Genomic DNA, 20,911 nt, shown 5'->3' on the forward strand with positions numbered 1-20,911 from the left:
AAAACCATTCGCCATTTTATTGACGACAATAAAAAACACAGGCTTCAAGGCGACAGGTGTTCGCCCTGCCAGCAACGAACAAATGGCTTACACGCTTACAGCCGTTCGCTGTTGAACCTCTATGAAGGGGGACATAGCCTTTGCTTTACATCAGCCTGGGTATCCACGGATTACTCGATCAACACATCGCTTTGCGTACGGGTGGCTTGTACTGGGTCACGGTCGATCAGGCGACGGATGCAAAACGGCTGGTTCGCCAGTTTCTGGAGTGCATCCCGCCTGCGGTGCCCGCCTCGCTCATTGTGTGCGCCGATTCCGTGCAAAACGTTATCAGTGACCTGGCCCCGGACCGCGGCCCGGATAAACTCAAACTGTTTGAAATAGCTCCTGGGCTGGTTGAGCGTGGGCTGAAGGCGTTGCCCCAAGATCTGATCCGCTCAGGGATCGCGCCTAACAGTCAGATTTTGCTGGTTACCCCTGCCATCAGTTGGGCCGACACCATCACAGCAAAACGCTTGCAGCGCTGGTGTGAACATCTGCGCGCCTGGCTGCGCGACCGCCAAGTCACCTTGCTGGTGATCACCCATGGTGAGGCCACGCTGCGGCATGTCCAGTTATTGCAGCTTAATGAACACTTGTCCGGCCTGAGCCAGTTGTACCGACACAACGGTGAAATTCGTTACCACGTGCACTTTTGGTACAACGACATGGGCGTCAGCGCCGGTCAGGAGTTCAAGCTCCAGATAGTTGGCAACGCCCTGGCCCTGATCCCCGAACCCGTTGCCACGAAAGCACCTCGCGTCGCCGATGATCAGCACGTCTACCTCGCCGAACGCAATGTGCTCGAAGGCACCCCGCCGCTGTCCAAACACTGGTACTTGTTCAATGACCGTCAGGCGTTACTCGAACAGGCAGCCAGCGCCAGCGCCGCGACGGTCATCGTGGGCATCGACAGCAGCCATCAGTTACTGGATCTGGCGCAGCAACTGCACGACCTGCGCGAACAATGCGGCCCCGCACTGAAGATAGTGGTTCGCGAACTTGAGCCCGCCGTGCGTTATCGCGACGAGCGCCTGCTGCTGGCGTGCGGGGTCAACCTGATCGTGCCGGACGGCACCTTGCTCTCGCGGTTTTTGAGCATGATCGAAAGCGTTCAGGGTCAGCAATGGCAGTATGCCCAAGGCACTGACTTCGCCACCTTGCTGGAGCGCCAGCGCCCACCCGCTATCCGTGGCCTGGTGAGCCCGAATGAGTTTTTCACCGAGATAAAGCGCATTTATGAGGACAGCTCGGGAGAAGTGACCCATCAACTGGTCAAGTTCCAGCTGGTGCCCGGACTCAAGCACGCGCTGTTCTTGAATCAAATGTGCCTGCGTCGATACGGCGACTTCGCCTGTTTGCTCAACAATGAGCTGTACCTGTTTCTGTTTGCCTGCCGCGCCGATGGCCTTGACCCAGCGCTGAGCAATATCTGTCGTTTGCCCTGGCGCGATCTCTTTTTACAACGCCAGGTGTTGAGCAGATCGACTGACCTGGATGAAGTGGCCTTTATGGAGCAAGTGTCAGTGCCTGAGCACTTGAGTATTCCCGTCGAAACCCTGGTCATGGCGCAACCGACTACCGGCAGTCGCGCCCCGTTAAAACCGCAACGCATCACGTTGTCTGTCAGCGAGCCACAGCCATGACCTTTATGGAGCTTGTTCAACTCATCGGTTTGACGAGCGCGGTGAGCGTGCTGCTGACCCTGTTCTCGCAGCGTATTCGCCTCTACTTCAAAGCGCATTTTGAGCAGTACCTGGCGCCCCGCTACCTGAAATCACGGGGTGTCAGGCGTCGTGCCCCCGCCAGCTCATCGATGAGGGCGCCTGATGAATCCGTCTAAACCTGCCATACCCGCCCAGAGAATCGAGGGTCTCTGGCGCGGTCTTGGTGCCTGGAACCTGTATTTTCTGGGCAAGTTTTTATTGACCTGGACCGGGCACCTGAATTTTCAGGTACTGCCCAACCTGATATTTGCACTGGTGCTACTCATCCCCATCGCTCACCCGATGCTGCGCCGCGCCCGTACCTTGATTGCCGTCCCGGTGGCTGTCGCACTGCTGTATCAGGACACCTGGTTCCCGCCCTTCAGCCGTTTGCTGGCGCAGCCCGGCGTGCTGAATTTCTCTTTTGATTACATCGTCGAACTGCTGGGCCGTTTCATCGACTGGCAAGTGGCGGCCATGTTGTTGCTGTCAGCGGTGGGGTATGTGTTACTCAGCCCTTGGCTGCGCCTGACCACCCTGACCCTGTTGGGCTTTGCCTGGTTGAGCTTGGGCAGCTTGCAATGGCTGCTTCCTCCAGCAACCGTACAGCCTATGGCCAGCACTCAACCCGGCACCCCTTCACCGGCCAACAGCGTGGGTGAACCGGACGATGCAACGCTCAATACCTACCTCGACACGTTCTACCAGACTGAATCGCAGCGTAAGGTCGAGTTCAAGGCGCCTGCCGTTAAACCCCCACCGTTTGACTTGCTGGTGATCAACATTTGTTCTTTAGCCTGGGATGACCTCGACACAGTGGGTTTGCGCAACAACTCACTGTTCAGCCAGATGGACGTGATTTTTGACCATTTCAACTCAGCCACCGCCTATAGCGGCCCGGCTGCCATACGGCTGTTGCGTGCCAGTTGCGGGCAAACCTCACATGCCCAGTTGTACAAGCCACCGGCTGATCAGTGCCTATTGTTTGATGACTTGCGCAAGCTCGGTTTCTCGGATGAGTTAATGCTCAACCACACCGGCGAATTCGATGGTTTTCTGCAAGAGGTGCGTGACCAGGGGCAATTGCCACCCCCTGCGCTGGGCGTGATCCCGGACGGGTTGCCACGCGCCTACGTCGGCTTCGATGGCTCACCGATCTGGCGTGACCGCGACGTGCTGAGCAAATGGTGGCAACACCGCCTGGCCGAAGACCAGCCCAACATGGCGCTGTTTTACAACACCATCAGCCTGCATGACGGTAATCGTCAGGTGACAGCCGATGGCGGCACTCAACCGGCGGACTACAGCAGCCGGGCTCAGGTGTTGCTTGACGATCTGAACGGGTTCCTCAAGGAACTGCAAAAAAGCGGACGCCGGGTGGTGGTCGCCATCGTCCCTGAACATGGCGCCGCGCTCCATGGCGACCGGATGCAGATTTCCGGCATGCGCGAAATCCCCAGTGACGCCATCACCCATGTTCCCGTGGGCCTGAAGCTGATCAACATGGGCGACAACGGCCAGACCGTTCCGGTGCATGTCACCCAGCCGAGCAGCTACCTGGCCATCGCAGAAATCATTGCGCGCCTGTATGCCGACCCGGCGCTGAGCAATGGTCAGGCCGTGGACTGGTCGGCGCTGCTGACTGATTTGCCGCAAACCGCAAAAGTATCGGAGAACTCAGGCACCGTCGTGCTCGACTACAACGGCAAGCCCTACGTGCGAATCAAGGAGAACGGCGGATGGCTACCCTACCCACAGCAACTCAAATAAGCGCCGATATCCTGTCGCGCAATGACCGCGCCGATGACATTCAACGTCTTAAGTCAAGGGCGGATTTACCGACACTGCCCTACGTCGACATCTCGGCGCAGATGGAGATGTTGCAGGCGCTTGAACGCTGGCCATTACTGGCGCACCTCGAAGCGCCTCAGCCTGCAGAACTGCCAAAGCCCCGGGACGACACGCCATGATTGCCATGAGCCTTAAAGGCATTCGCGGCGGCGTGGGCAACAGCACCACACTGGCGGCCCTGAGCTTTGCGCTGAGCGCGCTGGGGCAAAAAGTGCTGGTGGTCGACATGTGCCCGGAAAACGCCCTTGGCCTGCATTTCAACCTTGATTACGCACCCGCCGAAGGCTGGGCCCGCGCGACGTTGGATCAAACACCGTGGTATGAGCATGCCTGGAACATCGAACCCGGTCTGGACATACTGCCCTACGGTACGCTGACAGGTCTCGAGCCGTTGCAACTCGATACCTTGCTGCGTGAGTCCCCGCAATTGTGGTCCAGGCGTCAGGCCAGCCTGGCCCACAGTGTTGACTGGGTACTCTTTGACTTGCCGCAACGCTTGCCGGGCCATTCAGGCAACCCGTGCTGTGAGATTGCGCTCAACGTGCTGAACCCGGACGCGGCAAGTCATGTGCTGTTACAGACTCAACGCAACAGCAGGCAGCGTTTGCTGGTCAATCGCTATGATCCTGCGAGCCAGTTACAACGCGATTTGTTGCTGCTCTGGCAGCATCACTATGCGCAGTCCCTGGTGCCGATCAGTTTGCATACTGACGAAGCCATGGCCGAAGCGTTGGCCAGGCGCGAGCCCGCCGGTCGCTCTGCGCCGGGTAGCCTGATCGCGCAGGACATCATTAGCCTGGCCAGTTGGTGCCTGCTGCGTGGCGGGAGGCTGGAATGATCGCCCGTTATTTTCCCTATACGCGCTTGCGCCGTGATCAAAACTGCACCCGTTTCACCGCCTTCATCCTGGCGCTGATTCAAGCCTGCGGCTGGATTTTTCTGCGCCTTGAATTGCCCGCCTGGCAGGCGTTGCGTCAGCAACATCGACAACTGTACCCGCACCTGGCAGACAAACGCCCCACCCTAGGTGATCCGTTGCGTTACGTGATCCAGACCGGGTGGCTGTTGTTGGTGCGTCCGGCTGCGCAGACCTTGCCTCAGCGTCAACGCACGCGGCGGCGTTTCATGGGCTTGCTGAAGGCCATGATCGGTATTGTTCAGCGGCCCTGGAACCTGCTGTCCGATGCCTTTGAACAATTGCCGACGGCTATCAGCCCGCAAGTGCGCAAAGGTTCGCGTTGGTGGGGCGCGATGCACTGGCCACTGCGTAAACTGCTGTACATCGTCATGGGTGCGCTGGTTCTGGTGCTGATTTTTATCTGCGTGACCGAACCCTTCGGTTACCTGGCCCAACTGGTGTTTGTGGTCCTGTTGTGGGCCATTGCGATGCTGGCTCGACGGATGCCGGGACGTTTTCCGACGCTGCTGCTGATCGCGCTGTCGGTGATCATCTCGTGCCGCTATTTATGGTGGCGCTACACCTCGACCCTTAACTGGAGCGATAACCTGGATCTGGCCTGTGGCTTGATCTTGCTGCTCGCTGAAACCTATTCCTGGATGGTCCTGATCCTGGGGTATGTCCAGTCCTCGTGGCCGCTAAACCGTAAACCAGCGCAACTGCCACCTGACCTGAGCCAGTGGCCGACGGTCGATCTGTTGATCCCCACTTATAACGAAGAGCTGTCTGTGACCCGTGGCACGGTGTATGCAGCACTGGGCATTGACTGGCCAAAAGACAAGCTGCGCATCCATCTGCTGGATGACGGCAATCGCGCCAGTTTCAAGAGCTTTGCCGAGGAAGTGGGCATCAACTACATCGCCCGCTCCGATAACCGCCACGCCAAGGCTGGCAACCTCAACCACGCGCTGACCCAGATCGACGGTGAGTTGGTGGCCATTTTTGACTGTGACCACATGCCCGCCCGCTCCTTTTTGCAATTGACCGTGGGGTGGTTTTTACGCGACCCCAAACTGGCGCTGGTGCAAACCCCGCACCACTTCCTGTCGCCGGATCCGTTTGAGCGCAACCTCGGCACCTTCCGCAATCGCCCCAATGAAGGCGAGCTGTTTTATGGGCTGGTGCAAGACGGCAACGACATGTGGAACGCAGCGTTTTTCTGCGGTTCGTGCGCCATCGTGCGGCGTACGGCGATTGACTCGATTGGTGGCTTCGCCGTCGAAACCGTCACTGAAGACGCCCACACGGCCTTGCGTTTGCACCGCAACGGTTGGAACTCTGCCTATCTGCGCATTCCGCAGGCAGCCGGTCTGGCCACCGAAAGCCTCTCGGCGCATGTCGGCCAGCGGATTCGCTGGGCGCGGGGCATGGTGCAGATCTTTCGCACCGACAACCCGTTGCTGGGCAAAGGCCTGACAGTGTTTCAGCGGGTGTGTTACGCCAACGCCATGGTGCACTTTCTGGTGGGCCTGCCGCGCCTGGTGTTCCTCACTGCACCCTTAGCCTTTCTGTTTCTGCACGCCTACATCATTTACGCACCGGCCCTGATGATTCTGCTCTACGTGTTGCCGCACATGATTCATGCCAGCCTGACCAACTCGAGGATGCAAGGCGCTTATCGCCAGACATTCTGGGGTGAGGTCTACGAAACAGTCCTGGCCTGGTACATCGCCCGCCCTACCACCGTGGCCCTGTTCAGCCCCTCGCGCGGCAAGTTCAACGTGACCGCCAAAGGCGGGATGATGGAAGAAAACCAGTTCGACTGGCAGACCGCCAAGCCGTACCTGGTGTTGTCTGTACTCAATGTGCTCGGTCTCGGGTTTGCCATATGGCGTCTGTTTACCGGGCCGGCAGATGAAATCATCACCATCATCGTCTGTGTGTTGTGGGTCACTTATAACCTGCTGATCATTGGCGCTGCGGTGGCGGTGGCGGCCGAAGTGCGCCAGGTACGGCATACCCACCGCGTACAAACCCGCTTGCCGGGTGCGATCAAAGTGGCCGACGGCCACCGCTATCCCTGTGAACTGGTGGACTACTCCGATGGCGGGGTTGGCCTGATGCTCAACCAACCCATTGCGTTGCCCATCGGTTCGCTGGTTTCGCTGATTCTTCAGCGCGGCACCCGCGAGTTTGTGTTTACCGGCAGCCTGACGCGCTCCAGTGGCCTGTTTATGGGGCTGAACTTCGCCCAGTTGCCGGCCGAAAAAAAGATCGAATTCGTACAGTGCACGTTTGGCCGGGCCGATGCCTGGCTCGATCACAACAGCGAATTTGAAGCGGACAAGCCGATTCAGAGTCTCAGGGAAATCCTCGCCCTGGGTGCCAAAGGCTATTACCGCCTTTACGAATACCTGCCTGCGTGGCTGCGCCATCTGGCGCGGCCCTTTGTGCGAGTGCTGCAGTGGCTGGGCAGCTTCTTTCCGCGCATGCCAACAGCATCCAGCCCTCTTGTTTCCCGGCCAGTGAGCAGATCATGAGTCGATTCTCCAAAAAGACATTCTTCTTAAGTCTCGCGCTAATGAGCAATGTCTCAGCGCTTATGGCTGCCCCTTTGCCGTTACCGATTGTCGGGCCTGCGCCACTGCCTAAACCCCCAGTGCTGGAAAGCACTGTGCCACTGCCCAGCTGGACGGTGACCCGCACCTTTGAACAGTTGGGGCGTGCGGCCGACACGCTGCTGCTGGGCATCAACAGTGCCGAACAAGTGGAGTTCACCCTGCGCCGCGACCGGATCGCCAGCGATGCCAGCCTGCAGTTGGACTACACGCCATCGCCTTCACTGATCCCGACGCTGTCGCATATCCGGGTCTACTTGAATGACGTCCTGATGGGCGTGCTGCCTATCGAAAAAGATCAGTTGGGGCGTCAGACCCGCCAGAAATTAGCCCTCGACCCGCGCTTGATCTCGGACTTCAACCGCGTTCGCCTGGAGTTCATCGGGCATTACACCGACATCTGTGAAGACCCGGCCAACAATACCCTGTGGGTCAACATCAGCCGGGGCAGCAGCATCACCCTGCAAGAGCAGGCGTTGAACCTGGCCAATGACCTGGCGTATTTCCCGCTGCCGTTTTTCGACCCGCGCAACAGCGGCAAACTGGAGTTGCCGTTCGTGTTTGCCGCCAATCCGACCTTGGGCGAACAGCGCGCCGCCGCCATTTTGGCCTCCTACTTCGGCAGCCAGGCTAACTGGCGCGGCTCGAAGTTCCCGGTGTCGTTTGACGCGCTGCCCAGCCTGCAAAACAAAGAGGCCATCCAGCCTTCGGTGGTGTTTGCCACCAACGATCACCGCCCGGCGTTTATGAGTGATCTGCAGAAGTTCCCGGCCGTTGATGCACCGGTGGTTGAGTTAATTGACCATCCTGACGCGCCCTACAGCAAAGTACTGCTGGTGATGGGGCGTAACGAAGAAGATCTGGCCACCGCTGCAAAGGCCCTCGCCTTGGGCGGCAACTTATTGCGCGGCTCACGCGTCACCATCGACAAAGTCCAGGCGCTGCAACCACGCAAGCCTTACGATGCTCCGGCCTGGATGCGCACCGATCGCCCCGTGCGTTTTGCCGAGCTGATGACCTATCCCCAACAACTGCAGGTCAGCGGGCTACAGCCACGCCCCATTACGCTGGACGTGAACCTGCCGCCTGACCTGTTTGTGTGGCGCAACCAGGGTATTCCGATGCGTACCCAATACCGGTACACCGCGCCGTCGGCCAATGATGACTCGCGCTTGAACATCAGCCTCAATGATCAGTTCATTACCAGCCTGGCGTTGTTGCGCAAAGACACCAGCAGCTTTGAAGAGCTGCGCTTGTCGGTGTTGTCCAATGATTCGGCCAACGTCAACGACAAACTGATCGTGCCATCGCTGAAAATTGGCGACCGCAACCGCTTGCGCTTTGACTTCAACTTCGCCAGTACCGTGGGCAGCGCCCAGCGCGATCGTTGCCAGACTATTCTGCCGGCCAACACCCAGGCGATCATCGACGAAGACTCCACCATCGACCTGTCCGGGTATCACCACTACATCAGCATGCCGGACCTCAAGGCGTTTGCTCGCAGCGGTTTCCCGTTCAGCCGTATGGCCGATATGTCGGAATCGATCGTGGTGGTGCCGAGCAAAGGCAGCGCCACGCAAATCAGTACCCTGCTGGAAGCTATCGCCAGTATTTCTGCCCGCTCTGGCTATCCGGCCTTTGGCGTGCGCTTGAGTGATGATTGGCAATCGGCCTCCAAGGAAGATGTCGACCTGCTGCTGCTGGGAGAAATGGCCCCCGAGATGCGGGATAACCCGGACCTGACCCTGTTATTGCAACGTCAACACGACATGCTGGTGCAGCCTTATGGCAACAGCACCATTGATGCTACCAACCGCCGAGGCCCTTCAATCGATGAGCGCAACCAACCGGCCAACCGTGTTGAAGTCAAAGCCCATGCCCCTATCGCGGCCATGGTCGGCATGCAGTCGCCGACCCATAACCAGCGCAGCATTGTGGCTTTGCTGGGCAATGACGACGCCGATTACAGCCTGTTGCGCGACACGCTCAGCGACAGCGGCAAAATGGACGCTGTAGCAGGCTCGGTGGCGTTGATCCGCAGCAGCGGCATTTACAGTCAACTGGTCGGTGACCAGTACTACGTGGGCAATCTGCCGTGGTACCTGTTGCTGTGGTATCAGCTGTCCGAACACCCGGTCTTGCTGGCTGTTCTGGCGGTTATCACCGTGTTGCTCAGTGCCTTTCTGCTGTGGCGTGCCCTGAGCTGGGCTGCGGACCGCCGCCTGCACAGGGATGACTGACCGATGCCACGGATTGCAGCGCTCGCCTGTGTCGTGCAGCAGATCCGTGTGCAACAGGATCCCCCGGCGGCGGAAGCTTATTACAACCAGTCACTGCTGCTATTTGGCCAAGGCTGGAATGAACAACGCTATCGCTTTGGCAAGGATGGTCAGCTTTTACCGGCGTGGGTTAACACATGCAAAAACTAATGAAATGGGCATTTTTGCTGGGTGGTCTGTCCACTGTAGCCATGGCGCAACCGGTCAACGTGCAAGACCAGCAACAGTGGTTGCTGGAGCAGGTACGCATTGGCGAGGCCTTGTATCAGGAAGACCTGGTGCGTGACTCGCTGGCGCGACTCTGGCTGATTGCCCCCAACAACCCGCAAGCGCTGGCAGCATCCGTGCGCCAGGCCTTGCTCGACAAGAACCCGCAGTTGGCCAAACAACGCCTTGACCTGTTGCAACAATTGGCTCCTGACTCGGCGGCGCTGCGTCAGGCCCAAAACTTGATGAAGCTGCAAGATCCACAAAGCCAGAAACAATTGCAGCAGGCGCGCCTGTTTGCCGCCGCTGGCCGGCCCGAAGAAGCCGCTGCGATCTTTGAGCAACTGTTCGGCAATGCCCCGCCGGACTTCGCCACCACCTTGGAATACCTACGTATTCGCAGCAACATTGCCGGGCAACGCCCACGGGTGATTGACCAACTCAAAGCCCTGGACATGCAGTACCCCGGCAATATCGGACTGCGCCAAACCCTGGCGGATTTACTGTTTCGCGAAAAACGCGAAAAACGCGAAGCCGAAGCGCTGGTGGTCTTGCATCAACTGTCCGCCAACCCCATTGCCAGCAGCGCCGCCGCGCAACGTGAGTATGAGTACCTGAGCACCCTGCCCGTCGACCGCTCCACCACACTGGCCTGGCAAGCGTATCTGCAGCGCTATCCGCGCTCCCCGGTACTGACCGACGCCACTCGAAAACTCCAGGATCAACAGCGTTTGCTCAATGACCCTGCGTGGGTTGCCGGGGCTCAAGGCAAGCAGATGATTGACCAGTCGCGCAATCCGGCCGCCGCCGAAGGCCTGTTGCGTCGTGCGCTCAAGCAGTACCCCGATGACCCGACCCTGTATGGCGCGCTGGGCATGGCCTTGTTTCGGCAAAGCCGGTATGACGCCGCCAACACCGCGTTCACCACGGCGCGAAGCAAAGAACAAGACACCTCCAACATCAGCAAATGGCAAGACCTGATGGTTGCCAGTCGTTATCGTGGGCTGCTGACTCAAGGTGATAAAGCCTTGCAGCGAAACGACTTCAACGCGGCGCGCAACGCCTACCAACAGGCACGCCGAGCCAAACCCCGGGACGCAGACCCGTTGATCGGCTTGGCCGACGTAGCCTTGGCCCAGCACGACACCGCGCAAGCCGAAACCTTATTGCTCCAGGCCCGGCGCCTGGAACCGGGCAATGGCAGTGCCGTGCGCGCACTGGTGCGCATGTACGCGGCGCAGTCACCGGATAAGGCCAAGCAGTTTCTGGATAACTTGCCACCCGCCCGGCAGAAAGAATTTGCCGCCACCCGCCAAAGCCTGGAACTGGACGAACTGAACCGACAGGCCGATGCGGCCAGCCAGCGTCATGACTGGCCACAAGTGGTCGCGCTGCTCAGTAAAATCCGCAGCCTCACACCTGATGAGCCCTGGCTGACCTATCGACTGGCCAATGCGCAGCGTTCGATCAATCAGCCTGGTGCGGCCGACGACAGCTTCAAACAACTGATGCAACGTCAGGGCAACAATCCTGAAGCGCTGTACGCCTACGCACTGTACTTATCCAACTCCGACCGCGATGCCAGCGCCCTGAGCGTGCTGGAGCAACTGCCTAAAGCGCAATGGAGCGATTCGATGCGCGAACTGGATGCACGCTTGCAACGCAACGTACTGCTGGCCCGTGCCGACAGCCTGCGCAAAGCCGGCCAGGAGCCGCAAGCGATTGCCTTGCTGATGCAAAAGCCTGACAACAACGACCTGCTCACGCTGGCTGGCTGGGCGCAAGAGCGCAAGGACTATCCCCAAGCGCAAACACTCTATGCTCAGGTGCTGCGCCAGGACCCAGGCAACACCGACGCACGCCTGGGGCACATCGAAACCCTGGTGGACAGTCAGCAACTGGATGCTGCCCGACGCCAGCTTGAACAGCTCCAACCCTTACCCGGTAAGCCATTGACGCCTGCGCAACAACGACAAATGGCCAATGCCTGGGCTGCTGTTGGCGAGCCGGACACCGCGCAGGCCCTGTATGCCAAGCTGCTGAAAAGCCTACAAGCTGACCCGCTGATGTACCGCGATGCGGCACGTCTGATGTCTGCCAAACAACCACAACAAGCGTTGGACAACTACGCCAAAGCTATGGCCAGCGCCGGACTGCTGACCCCGGCACAGGCCAATCCGCGTGATAACCGCGCCATGACCCTGGCCAGCCGTGAAAAAGATGATGACCAGTGGTTGGCGCGCAGCCTGCGCAGCGACGTGGATGAACTGTATCAACGGCAAAACCCGACCCTGCACCTGTACACAGACTACGGCTGGCGGGCGGACAATGCTTCGCCAGGCACCTCAGATACCGATACTCAGACCGCTATCGTGCAATTGGACTTGCCGATTGCCGATGGCAGCGGTTTTGTACGGGCCGAGCAAATCGACATGGATGCAGGCACATTCAACGCTGACGAAGACGGCTATGTGCGTGAGAACTACGGCACCTGCGCCGTGGCAATCAACCGTAAAGGCACCGATGGGCCGAATTATTCAGGCTGTGAAGATCGTTCACAGTCCGCCCGGGGCACCACCATGGCGGTGGGTTGGAAAAACCAAACCTGGAATGTCGACATTGGCCGTACCCCGGACACCTTCAAAGTGCCCAATTGGCTCGGGGGGGTGGCGTACAGCAGCAAAATTGGATCGCTGGGCTGGACCTTGACCGCTTCGCGCCGCCCGATGAGCAACTCGATACTGTCCTATGCCGGGGCCACAGACCCCAATACCGGGGTGACGTGGGGCGGTGTCACCTCGAACGGCCTGACCTTGAGCCTGAGCCATGATGAAGGCGGCGTTGACGGTGTATGGGCGAGTTTGGGTCAACACTGGCTGCGCGGTAAAAACGTCGAAGACAACCACAAAAACACCGCGATGGCCGGTTACTACTACCGGTTGGTCGAACGTGCCGATGAGCGCATGCGCACCGGTTTGACGGTGATGTACTGGAGTTATGACAAAGACCTGAGTGAGTACACCCTGGGTCAGGGTGGGTATTACAGCCCGCAGCAATACTTCTCGGTCGGTGTGCCGCTCAACTACGCGTGGCGCACCTCTAACTGGTCGGTGTCACTGGAAAGCTCGGTGGGTTGGTCGTTTGCAAAGACCCAATCCAACGATCTTTACCCGTTGAGCGGGCTCAACGACAAAATTCTCAACGTGGTGGATCAGGAAGGTTTCAAACTGGCCGATCCGCTAGGGACAACCTCGGGTGGGAGCAGTAACGGGATTGGCGTACGCCTGCAAGGGCTGGTTGAGCGCAGGCTGTCGGATAACCTGGTATTGGGTGGCGGTTTGCTTTATCAGCACAGCGAAAGCTATGCCCCGAGCCGGGCCATGCTTTACCTGCGTTATACCTTCGATACCTGGCAAGGCAATCTGCCTTTGCCGGTGCAACCGTTGATTCCTTATGCGGATTTTAGATAGCGGTTCGGTCAACGCAGCCCCTGTGGGAGCGGGCTAGCCAAGCGCCCACAGATTTCTGTGATCGCGGTGAACGCGGGCTCTGTAGCCGCGCTTGCGCGGCTACCCCACACACTTACGAATGGCTGCTCCAAAACACGGCGGCAGCCGCAACCAGAATGATTAGAAAGAGGATGGCCCATGCATCGACCTTGCTTGCGGTTTTACGCACTTTGACTGGAGTACTCATCGCATCGCCTTTTTTCGGTTTTATGGGTGAATGCTTAGATGGTTACCTTTGAGTTAAGCCCAGTAATGTCCTTTCAACAAGTAAGTGATTGAGAATCAACCTCTTATAGTCGTTTTGGTTCTTTGCATATGCTTAAACATCACTTTTGCGCATAACTACAAACTGGTATCGTGCCACCGCTCCGTGGGGAGTGCGCGGCCGTGCGCGCAGATAAGCTGTTAGCAGCCTGAGAACAGGACCTATATGTACGTATATGACGAGTACGATCAGCGGATCATCGAGGACCGCGTAAAGCAGTTCCGAGATCAGACCCGACGCTATCTGGCAGGGGAGTTGAGCGAAGAAGAGTTCCGCCCCCTGCGCCTGCAAAATGGCCTTTATGTTCAACGTTTTGCCCCAATGCTGCGGGTTGCTGTGCCCTATGGCCAGTTGACTTCGCGTCAAGCGCGAATGATGGCAAAGATTGCCCGCGACTATGACAAGGGTTATGCCCATATCAGTACTCGCCAGAACGTGCAGTTCAACTGGCCGGCACTGGAAGATGTTCCGGACATCCTGGAAGAGTTGGCCACCGTGCAAATGCACGCCATCCAGACCAGCGGTAACTGTCTGCGCAACGTCACGACTGACCAGTTCGCCGGTGTCGCGGCTGACGAGTTGATTGACACGCGTCCATGGTGCGAGATCGTTCGCCAATGGACGACTTTCCACCCGGAATTCGCCTACCTGCCGCGCAAGTTCAAGATTGCGATCAATGGTTCGGCGTCTGACCGTGCAGCCATCGAAGTACACGACATCGGCCTGGAGCCTGTGTTCAACGAAGCCGGTGAACTGGGCTTCCGCGTTTTGGTCGGTGGCGGTTTGGGCCGTACTCCGGTGGTTGGTGCATTCATTAATGAGTTCCTGCCGTGGCAGGACTTGTTGAGCTATCTCGAAGCCATCCTGCGGGTTTATAACCGCTATGGCCGTCGTGACAACAAGTACAAGGCCCGGATCAAGATCCTGGTTAAAGCCCTGACCCCTGAAGTGTTCGCTGAGCGTGTCGAATCGGAAATGGTTCACCTGCGTGGCGGCTCCAATACCCTGACCGAAGCTGAAGTGCAGCGTATTGCCAAGCATTTCGTTGATCCGGACTACAAAGTCCTGCCTGACTTCAGCGCTGAACTGGCTGAGCTCGACAAGCAGCACCCAGGCTTCGCTCGCTGGCGTAGCCGCAACACCCTGGCGCATAAAAAGCCGGGCTATGTGGCCGTTACCCTGTCGCTTAAACCGACCGGCGTAGCGCCGGGCGACGTGACCGACAAGCAGTGGGACGGCATCGCCGATATGGCAGACCGTTACAGCTTCGGCCAGTTGCGCACCTCCCACGAGCAAAACATCATCCTGGCCGATGTTGAACAGAACCAACTGTTCGCCATGTGGGGCGAGTTGCGCGAGCAAGGGTTCGCCACGCCGAACATTGGCTTGCTGACCGACATGATCTGCTGCCCTGGTGGCGATTTCTGTTCGCTGGCCAACGCCAAGTCGATCCCGATTGCCGAGTCGATCCAGCGTCGCTTCGAAGACCTGGACTATCTGTTCGACATCGGTGAGCTGGACCTCAACATCTCCGGTTGCATGAACGCCTGTGGTCACCACCACGTCGGTCACATCGGGATCTTGGGTGTAGACAAGAAAGGCGCCGAGTTCTACCAGGTATCCCTGGGCGGTAGCGCCAGCCGTGACGCCAGCCTGGGCAAGATTCTTGGCCCCTCGTTCGCGCAAGAAGACATGCCGGATGTGATTGAAAAGCTGATCGACGTGTATGTTGAAAAACGCAATGAAGACGAGCGTTTCATCGACACGTACCAACGTATCGGCATCGACCCTTTCAAGGAGCGCGTCTATGCAGCGAATCATTAAGAACAACGAAGTCATCGACGAAACCTGGCACTTGCTGCCAAAGGACGCGACTTTTGATGGCATTTCCAACTGTGACGACCTGATCGTTCCGTTGGCGTTGTGGCGCGAGCATGGGCACGCACTCAAGGCCCGCGATGGCGGCTTGGGTGTGTGGCTGGACAGCGATGAAGAAGCCGAAGAAATTGGCGAGGACGTGGCAAACTTCCAGGTGATTGCCTTGAACTTCCCGGCCTTCACCGATGGGCGCAGCTACTCCAACGCCCGTCTGCTGCGTGACCGCTATGGTTTCAAAGGTGAATTGCGGGCGATTGGCGATGTATTGCGCGACCAGTTGTTCTATCTGCACCGCTGCGGGTTCGATGCATTTGCCATTCGCGCCGACAAAGACCCGTACGAAGCACTGCAAGGCCTGAAAGATTTCTCGGTGACCTACCAGTCTTCTACCGACGAGCCGATGCCGCTGTTCCGGCGTCGCTGAGACCTTGAAAGGTTCTGGGTCGAAAGCCCCGGAACCTTTCAATCAGTTCTGCGCCTGATGCTCCGGCTGACGTGCAGGCTCTGGCCATGGATGCTCCTGCAATTGTGCAGTGGTTAACCTGGTAATGAGCGCATGCCTGGCTTGATTTCGCTCCTCTCTGATCGGCTTCAACCGCGCAAGATAGGTACCGTCAGCGAGTCGCTCACGCTGCGAAAACAAAACGTCCAGACGCTGCGCAAAAGGCTCGTCAGACAATCTGAACGCCTCTGGATTTTTCTTCTCCAGAAATTCGTACCAGAAATCTCGTGCTTCGATTGAAGCTTGCAGTGCCGAAGGTGTTTCCTGACTCACAACATAGTCGTGAGCGGTCTCCACTTCAGCCAATGTCACTTGGGCAATGCGTGCAAAACGCATGCTGGTTGGCCGCGCGGGTAATCCCAGACGATTGGCCAACTGGATCTGGTAGTACATCTGGATCTCCAGCGGATCGTGTCGGGCCAGTCGGCTGCGTAACGCTACCGGGCTCAATAGCGGCGCCAATTCCAGGGCCTCGGGAGTTCCCAATCGATAAGCAACCCCCTGCTGTTCCTCAGCACTCATCTCAGCCAAGGGTCTTGGAGCAAAGTCAGGGCGTACCTCATCGATAAGCGCCTGCAGTTGCCCGACATACGCCTGTTGCTCTGCGATGATGGTTGCATGACGGCTATTGACCACCCCAGTGACATGCTTGTCGAGCAACTCCAGTCGAAACAGCCCGCGTGACAACTTCAAGAGTTCCTCTTCTGTACCCGGATTGCGTAAAGCCGTGGACACATGCCGCTGCAATTCAAGACTGGCAAAGGTCATCGCACTGCCATCCCGACAGGTTCGCGGGTTGGCCGCAATGTCGAAAGACAAGCGCCGCAGTTCGGTGTTTTCATGCATGGCAGTGAGCATTGCCCAGACACGTTCGGTCAGATCGTCCCGGGTACGTAAAAACTGTTCGGATTCACTCATGTCCTCAAGTACCCGAAAAAACGATCTTGACTGCCTCAAGCTCGATAAGTCATTCCAGATGTCGGTTTGCACAAATGTCGGTTCATGCGCCCAGTGCAAAATCCCTCTGGCCGAGCTTGAATGCCTGTATTGCACATCAACGCCCAGATTGATGCCCTGTTCGCGTCGGTAGATGTCAAGACGGCGAATAGAATCGACATTTAACGGGTTGTCATGCAGGTTTGTGACACGATTGGTTGCGGCCCTTTGAGCCGTCAATACTTCGCTGGGGATATGAGTAATGGCGTTATCTCGCAAATCAAGGACTTGCAAATGCTGGAGGTTTTCAACCCCTTCGGGCCATTCGCTGATCTGCGTGTAACGAAGTAACAACTGCTCCAGCTCCGGCATTTGGCCCACTGAAAACCCTCGCCCCAATGGGTTGCCCGTAAGGTTCAGCGATTTAAGTTTCTTCAGCCCTGCCAACAGCGTGACGGCACCCGAACTTAACGCCACCTGATTACCTTGCAGATTCAATTCGGTGAGGTGCGAAAGCGTGGCCAGCGATGCGGGCAATTCGTTCAGGTGATTATTTTCGAGCGATAACACGCGCAAGTTGGGAAACCGTTGCAGAAAATGATACGGCAGGTTGCCGCTGGGAGAGTCGGCTAAACGCAGGGCACGTATATGGCTGTAATCCGCTGATAGCACCGGCAAGTTATCGACAGACCAACTATTGAGATCCAGTGCATGACCGACATCATCGCCAAAATGGATCACTGGCGTTTGCCGCCTCCAGGCCTGTATCAATTGCTGGCCAATGGCGCGTTTTTCCGCGCTGGACATCAGCACCTTAGGGCCCGTATGTGGCTGAGTCCAAACAGGGCGGGTTATCCACTGGTCCAGGTCGGAGCGCAATGTCTGTAACTGAGCCTTGAGCGTTGCCAAGGCGCGGGTTGCCAGTGCCGGACTGAGCCGCAAGTGGTACAAAAACTGCCCTGCCTGAACGTCGGTCATTAATGGGTAAAGCTCTTGCACCAGGTTCTTCAGTAATTGTGATTTGTTCTCGTCCACCAGATGCCCCGAACGGCCGCCCAAGGTGTAGCCTATGCGGCCATCCGCCAGCCGCATGGGCGGCTTCAACCATGGCTTGATCGTCTGCAGGCCCAGCGTTTGAGCGCTGGTGATGCGCTCACTTGCGGCCAGGTTGGCAACTTTGAGGGCAAGCGCCTTTTCGGCGTCAGCTTCAGGCAGGCCCATGGCTTTGCGCGCCGATGGCCTAAGCGCCCTTACCATGCATTTCAAGAGCTGCGCAGAGCTATACGTGTCTTCAGAGGCCGTATTGAATAACTCGTAGTTGTCGGCGCTTTTGAATATCTCAATCCTGTTTGGCGCTGTCGCATGACCTAAGCGTTCCAAATCCTGGCCAGTGGTTTTGTCACGCAGCACAAGCATCAAGTTCTCTGGCCAGCCCGCAAGTCGTGGAACGGTGTGCCATACAAGTGTTTGCGTATCGGCATTGCTTAGCCCTTCAAAATAAAGTCCTTCCAGCGCACGGTTTAAACGCACGACCTGAACATAACTTCGTGCCTCCTCCATAACATGCAACGGCAGGCGGCTATTTTTTTCAAAGGCGGATAATTCTGCGGGGGTCAAATGACTCATCAACTCCTTCATGACAGCCACCGGCAGCCCGGTGAACTGACTGTTGAGCGTATCCAGTTCGGGCGTAACAGTTTCGCTGGCGCTGTACAACCGGGTCACCAGCGATTGTTTTACCGATTCGGCATAATCCCCAAGCTTGTTTGCCAGACGCAGAATCTGCTGGTCGGCGCCCACTAAATCCTCCCCGAGCAATACGGTTCTTTGGGCTGAAGAGAGGCATTCGAGTGTGGTCTTGAGCAAATCGCCTTTTTCGATCTGCAGTTGGGTAATCTGCATTCGAGGATGAATGGCGGCAAGGTCGCTGCCATATTCTTTAACACCCCCTCCTTTTACCTCCACAACACGCAACACCTGATGGGTCGGCCAATCCGGCAATTGAGTCAGAAGTGCCAATTGCAAGTCTGCGTAATCAGCCATATGACTCATGCCTTGCTTCATGTGCAGGATAAACTGCTCTACCCGCTCGCACAGCCATGCCCGCTTTATGCTGTCTGCAAGTAACGGAGGTGGCGCCAGGTTATCGATGAACAAGGTGCGCAAACCATCATCCGAAATGTTTGAAGCCTGCAAGACAGCATCCATGGAATGGCTTGAGAGCCATTGAGCATCAGGCCCCAAACGCCGGAACAATTGCTCGCGGCGCCACAGTTGGGGCTTTTCCAGTTCGTGGGTCCAGGCGCCTTGATGGTTGTGTTGCAATTTCGGGGTATAGGCCAGTGGGTCAGTGGGGTGCTGGATATAGCCCTGACCGCTGATCGGATCCGTCTTGATGCTGTACACCTTGCCATCGAGCTTGATAAATGATTGCTCTCTGAAGGCATACACCCCTCGGGCATCCGGCTTGAGGCCATCAAGCGGTGCATGGGTTTCATAGGGTTTCAAGTCCGGTAACCACAAGCGCTTTTGCCCTTGCACTGTCGTCACGGGAATCAGTCCATCCACGACAGGTGAAGGCGTCAATGCTTTGCCCGCTGCTGCCGAACCTGCTGCGAGGGCGAGGTTCTGGGCGATATCAAACAGGTACTCAAGCGCCTGAACACGATCATCCCGTCGCCATGCCTTGATGCCCTCGTACACTTCGGTTCCTAGTTGGGCCACACTCACCGCCAGTAACACCTCACCCAGTATCGGTACAAAGCCCAGAGCGATACCGAGCAAACTGACACCCAGATTTAAATAGGTCGCTAAACGCGTAACACGGCTTTTTGTATCTTCATCGCCAGTAGGCACTATCAACACCCGTGCATCATCTTTTATTTGCTCAAGGTGCAAGCGCCAGGCGACTTCAAACGGGGGTTGAAACTGAGCAATGTGTCGGGTTTCCAAGAACAAAGCAGGTTCATTGATAATAGGTGGCCGTCTAATCAACAGCGAATCAGATGTTAGTTTCTTTGTGTCAATTCTGCGCATGAATTCGGCACGGTGGCGCACCGGAATAAGATTGACGAAATAACCAGAAAATTCGGAATCTTTTAGCCATTCTCGCAACTGTTCCTTGAAGGCATTGAACGTTTGAAACACGTGAATTGACTGATCAGGTGCCTGTGGTAAATACACCAGGCACCGCTGTGTCTGTGTGACAGGTTTGCGTTCCGGCCACATCAAAATGATTCCGGGCACTTCAAAGCCCATAATTTCTAGGGTGCTATGTCTAGGATGACCCTGCGCAGCAGAAGTTTTTGTCAGAGACAGTAAATCAACCATAAACAGGTAGTGCGTAGGGCTCATGTGCTTCTGCATATAGGCAAGATGCAATGCCGACGCAAACGCATGCTGCATATTCAGACTGAAGAGCGTATTGAGCTTATAGCGTGTTGACCTGGGATCATCAGTTGGCCATGGGTCATTCGGGGGAGCAAATATCTGGCTCAGATGCGTCTGGTACTGCTGCCCCAAATCCAGATTGCGGCATATCGCAGCAAAGGCCTCTGGTTTAAAGACTTCAGGCCCACGAATTGGGTTGCCCTGCGCCTCATAAATCAGCGTCCCGGGGGCAAAACCCTCTGCTTCAGTCTGATCAGCCTCAAAATTTTGCATGGCAGCCTGAAGCAGGCTTTGATGCGTAATGCTCGATACAATATTGATTTCCAGACTTTGGGGCACCAATAATTCGGGAAGCAGCAGTTGGATCAGGGTGTCAGCTAATTTGAACTGCTGCTGACTCAAAAAGACCAACAGGTTATTTAACAGGTGGACTTCTTTAATGCCGTAAGTGCGAGGGTTTATATCCCCCCACCCCTGCGCTGCCAATGCAGCTTTGAGCAGGGGTTCGCAAAATTGCTCCATGGGTTTAACTTGCGCCAATACTTGCGAGACAGCCTGTTGTGTGACGTTGCCTTGCCTGATACTTTCGCGCAGTGCTTCACGCACAAATGAGGGCGCTTCCTTGAACCATGCAGGCAGCAGATTTGGAATCTGCAGTTCATGCAGATTAACAGCGGCCGTATTGGCCAGCTCTTCAGCTTCCTCCACGGATAAAGTCACTGCGCCCGTTGCGGACGACCCTGCTGGAGTTTCCATATATTAAGCCTGAGTTATTCGTCGAAGCGTAAGCTTATACTCAGAACCCAGATTAATTCAGTCAATTAGCTGATCAG

12 protein-coding genes are annotated in these 20,911 nt (G+C 57.0%); 11 read left to right on the forward strand and 1 reads right to left on the reverse strand.

The annotated features are described in order from the left end of the window. Positions 1–140: 140 nt before the first annotated feature. The 11 genes from bcsE to ACIQYF_RS04430 all read left to right on the forward strand — a co-directional run bounded on the left by bcsE (position 141) and on the right by ACIQYF_RS04430 (position 15,674). A complete protein-coding gene (gene bcsE / locus ACIQYF_RS04380; protein WP_402857232.1) occupies positions 141–1,685 on the forward strand; it encodes a cellulose biosynthesis protein BcsE in 1,545 nt (514 codons plus the stop codon). After that, positions 1,682–1,882 (forward strand): cellulose biosynthesis protein BcsF, encoded by a 201-nt coding sequence (bcsF, locus tag ACIQYF_RS04385; protein ID WP_402857234.1) that lies wholly within the window; start codon positions 1,682–1,684, stop codon positions 1,880–1,882. Before bcsE ends, bcsF begins: the two co-directional genes overlap by 4 nt. Beyond that, a complete protein-coding gene (bcsG, locus tag ACIQYF_RS04390) occupies positions 1,869–3,515 on the forward strand; it encodes a cellulose biosynthesis protein BcsG (protein ID WP_402857236.1) in 1,647 nt (548 codons plus the stop codon). The genes bcsF and bcsG overlap by 14 nt, the downstream gene beginning before the upstream one ends. After that, positions 3,485–3,715: a cellulose biosynthesis protein BcsR gene (bcsR, locus tag ACIQYF_RS04395; protein ID WP_402857238.1), complete on the forward strand. Its 231-nt coding sequence runs from the start codon at positions 3,485–3,487 to the stop codon at positions 3,713–3,715. Before bcsG ends, bcsR begins: the two co-directional genes overlap by 31 nt. After that, positions 3,712–4,434: a cellulose biosynthesis protein BcsQ gene (gene bcsQ, locus ACIQYF_RS04400; RefSeq protein WP_402857240.1), complete on the forward strand. Its 723-nt coding sequence runs from the start codon at positions 3,712–3,714 to the stop codon at positions 4,432–4,434. Before bcsR ends, bcsQ begins: the two co-directional genes overlap by 4 nt. Next, positions 4,431–7,034, forward strand: a complete 2,604-nt coding sequence (gene bcsA, locus ACIQYF_RS04405; protein ID WP_402857242.1) for a UDP-forming cellulose synthase catalytic subunit — start codon at positions 4,431–4,433, stop codon at positions 7,032–7,034. Before bcsQ ends, bcsA begins: the two co-directional genes overlap by 4 nt. Beyond that, the gene (gene bcsB / locus ACIQYF_RS04410; protein WP_402857244.1) at positions 7,031–9,352 is read left to right on the forward strand and encodes a cellulose biosynthesis cyclic di-GMP-binding regulatory protein BcsB; all 2,322 of its coding nucleotides are present in this window, start codon (positions 7,031–7,033) and stop codon (positions 9,350–9,352) included. Before bcsA ends, bcsB begins: the two co-directional genes overlap by 4 nt. Before the next feature lie 3 nt (positions 9,353–9,355). Further along, positions 9,356–9,541: a hypothetical protein gene (locus tag ACIQYF_RS04415; protein ID WP_402857246.1), complete on the forward strand. Its 186-nt coding sequence runs from the start codon at positions 9,356–9,358 to the stop codon at positions 9,539–9,541. Beyond that, positions 9,529–13,068, forward strand: coding sequence for a cellulose synthase complex outer membrane protein BcsC (gene bcsC, locus ACIQYF_RS04420; RefSeq protein ID WP_402857248.1), 3,540 nt, complete (start codon positions 9,529–9,531; stop codon positions 13,066–13,068). Before ACIQYF_RS04415 ends, bcsC begins: the two co-directional genes overlap by 13 nt. Before the next feature lie 469 nt (positions 13,069–13,537). Beyond that, the gene (locus ACIQYF_RS04425) at positions 13,538–15,196 is read left to right on the forward strand and encodes a nitrite/sulfite reductase (RefSeq protein ID WP_402857250.1); all 1,659 of its coding nucleotides are present in this window, start codon (positions 13,538–13,540) and stop codon (positions 15,194–15,196) included. Then, positions 15,180–15,674, forward strand: a complete 495-nt coding sequence (locus ACIQYF_RS04430) for a DUF934 domain-containing protein (protein WP_402857252.1) — start codon at positions 15,180–15,182, stop codon at positions 15,672–15,674. Before ACIQYF_RS04425 ends, ACIQYF_RS04430 begins: the two co-directional genes overlap by 17 nt. A gap of 42 nt (positions 15,675–15,716) precedes the next feature. Here ACIQYF_RS04430 and ACIQYF_RS04435 read toward each other — a convergent pair whose 3' ends face one another. Next, positions 15,717–20,834: an NEL-type E3 ubiquitin ligase domain-containing protein gene (locus ACIQYF_RS04435; RefSeq protein WP_402857254.1), complete on the reverse strand. Its 5,118-nt coding sequence runs from the start codon at positions 20,832–20,834 to the stop codon at positions 15,717–15,719. Positions 20,835–20,911: the final 77 nt, after the last annotated feature.

Source organism: Pseudomonas sp. NPDC096917, from assembly GCF_044762555.1.
Taxonomy (GTDB): Bacteria; Pseudomonadota; Gammaproteobacteria; order Pseudomonadales; family Pseudomonadaceae; genus Aquipseudomonas.

What these genes read in the sequence shown, in the direction of transcription:
- bcsB (WP_402857244.1), top strand. Translation starts at nt 7,031, where the DNA reads ATGAGTCGATTCTCCAAAAAGACATTCTTCTTAAGTCTCGCGCTAATG.
- ACIQYF_RS04415 (WP_402857246.1), top strand. Translation starts at nt 9,356, where the DNA reads ATGCCACGGATTGCAGCGCTCGCCTGTGTCGTGCAGCAGATCCGTGTG.
- bcsF (WP_402857234.1), top strand. Translation starts at nt 1,682, where the DNA reads ATGACCTTTATGGAGCTTGTTCAACTCATCGGTTTGACGAGCGCGGTG.
- ACIQYF_RS04430 (WP_402857252.1), top strand. Translation starts at nt 15,180, where the DNA reads ATGCAGCGAATCATTAAGAACAACGAAGTCATCGACGAAACCTGGCAC.
- ACIQYF_RS04425 (WP_402857250.1), top strand. Translation starts at nt 13,538, where the DNA reads ATGTACGTATATGACGAGTACGATCAGCGGATCATCGAGGACCGCGTA.
- ACIQYF_RS04435 (WP_402857254.1), bottom strand. Translation starts at nt 20,834, where the DNA reads ATGGAAACTCCAGCAGGGTCGTCCGCAACGGGCGCAGTGACTTTATCC.
- bcsA (WP_402857242.1), top strand. Translation starts at nt 4,431, where the DNA reads ATGATCGCCCGTTATTTTCCCTATACGCGCTTGCGCCGTGATCAAAAC.
- bcsC (WP_402857248.1), top strand. Translation starts at nt 9,529, where the DNA reads ATGCAAAAACTAATGAAATGGGCATTTTTGCTGGGTGGTCTGTCCACT.
- bcsG (WP_402857236.1), top strand. Translation starts at nt 1,869, where the DNA reads ATGAATCCGTCTAAACCTGCCATACCCGCCCAGAGAATCGAGGGTCTC.
- bcsQ (WP_402857240.1), top strand. Translation starts at nt 3,712, where the DNA reads ATGATTGCCATGAGCCTTAAAGGCATTCGCGGCGGCGTGGGCAACAGC.
- bcsR (WP_402857238.1), top strand. Translation starts at nt 3,485, where the DNA reads ATGGCTACCCTACCCACAGCAACTCAAATAAGCGCCGATATCCTGTCG.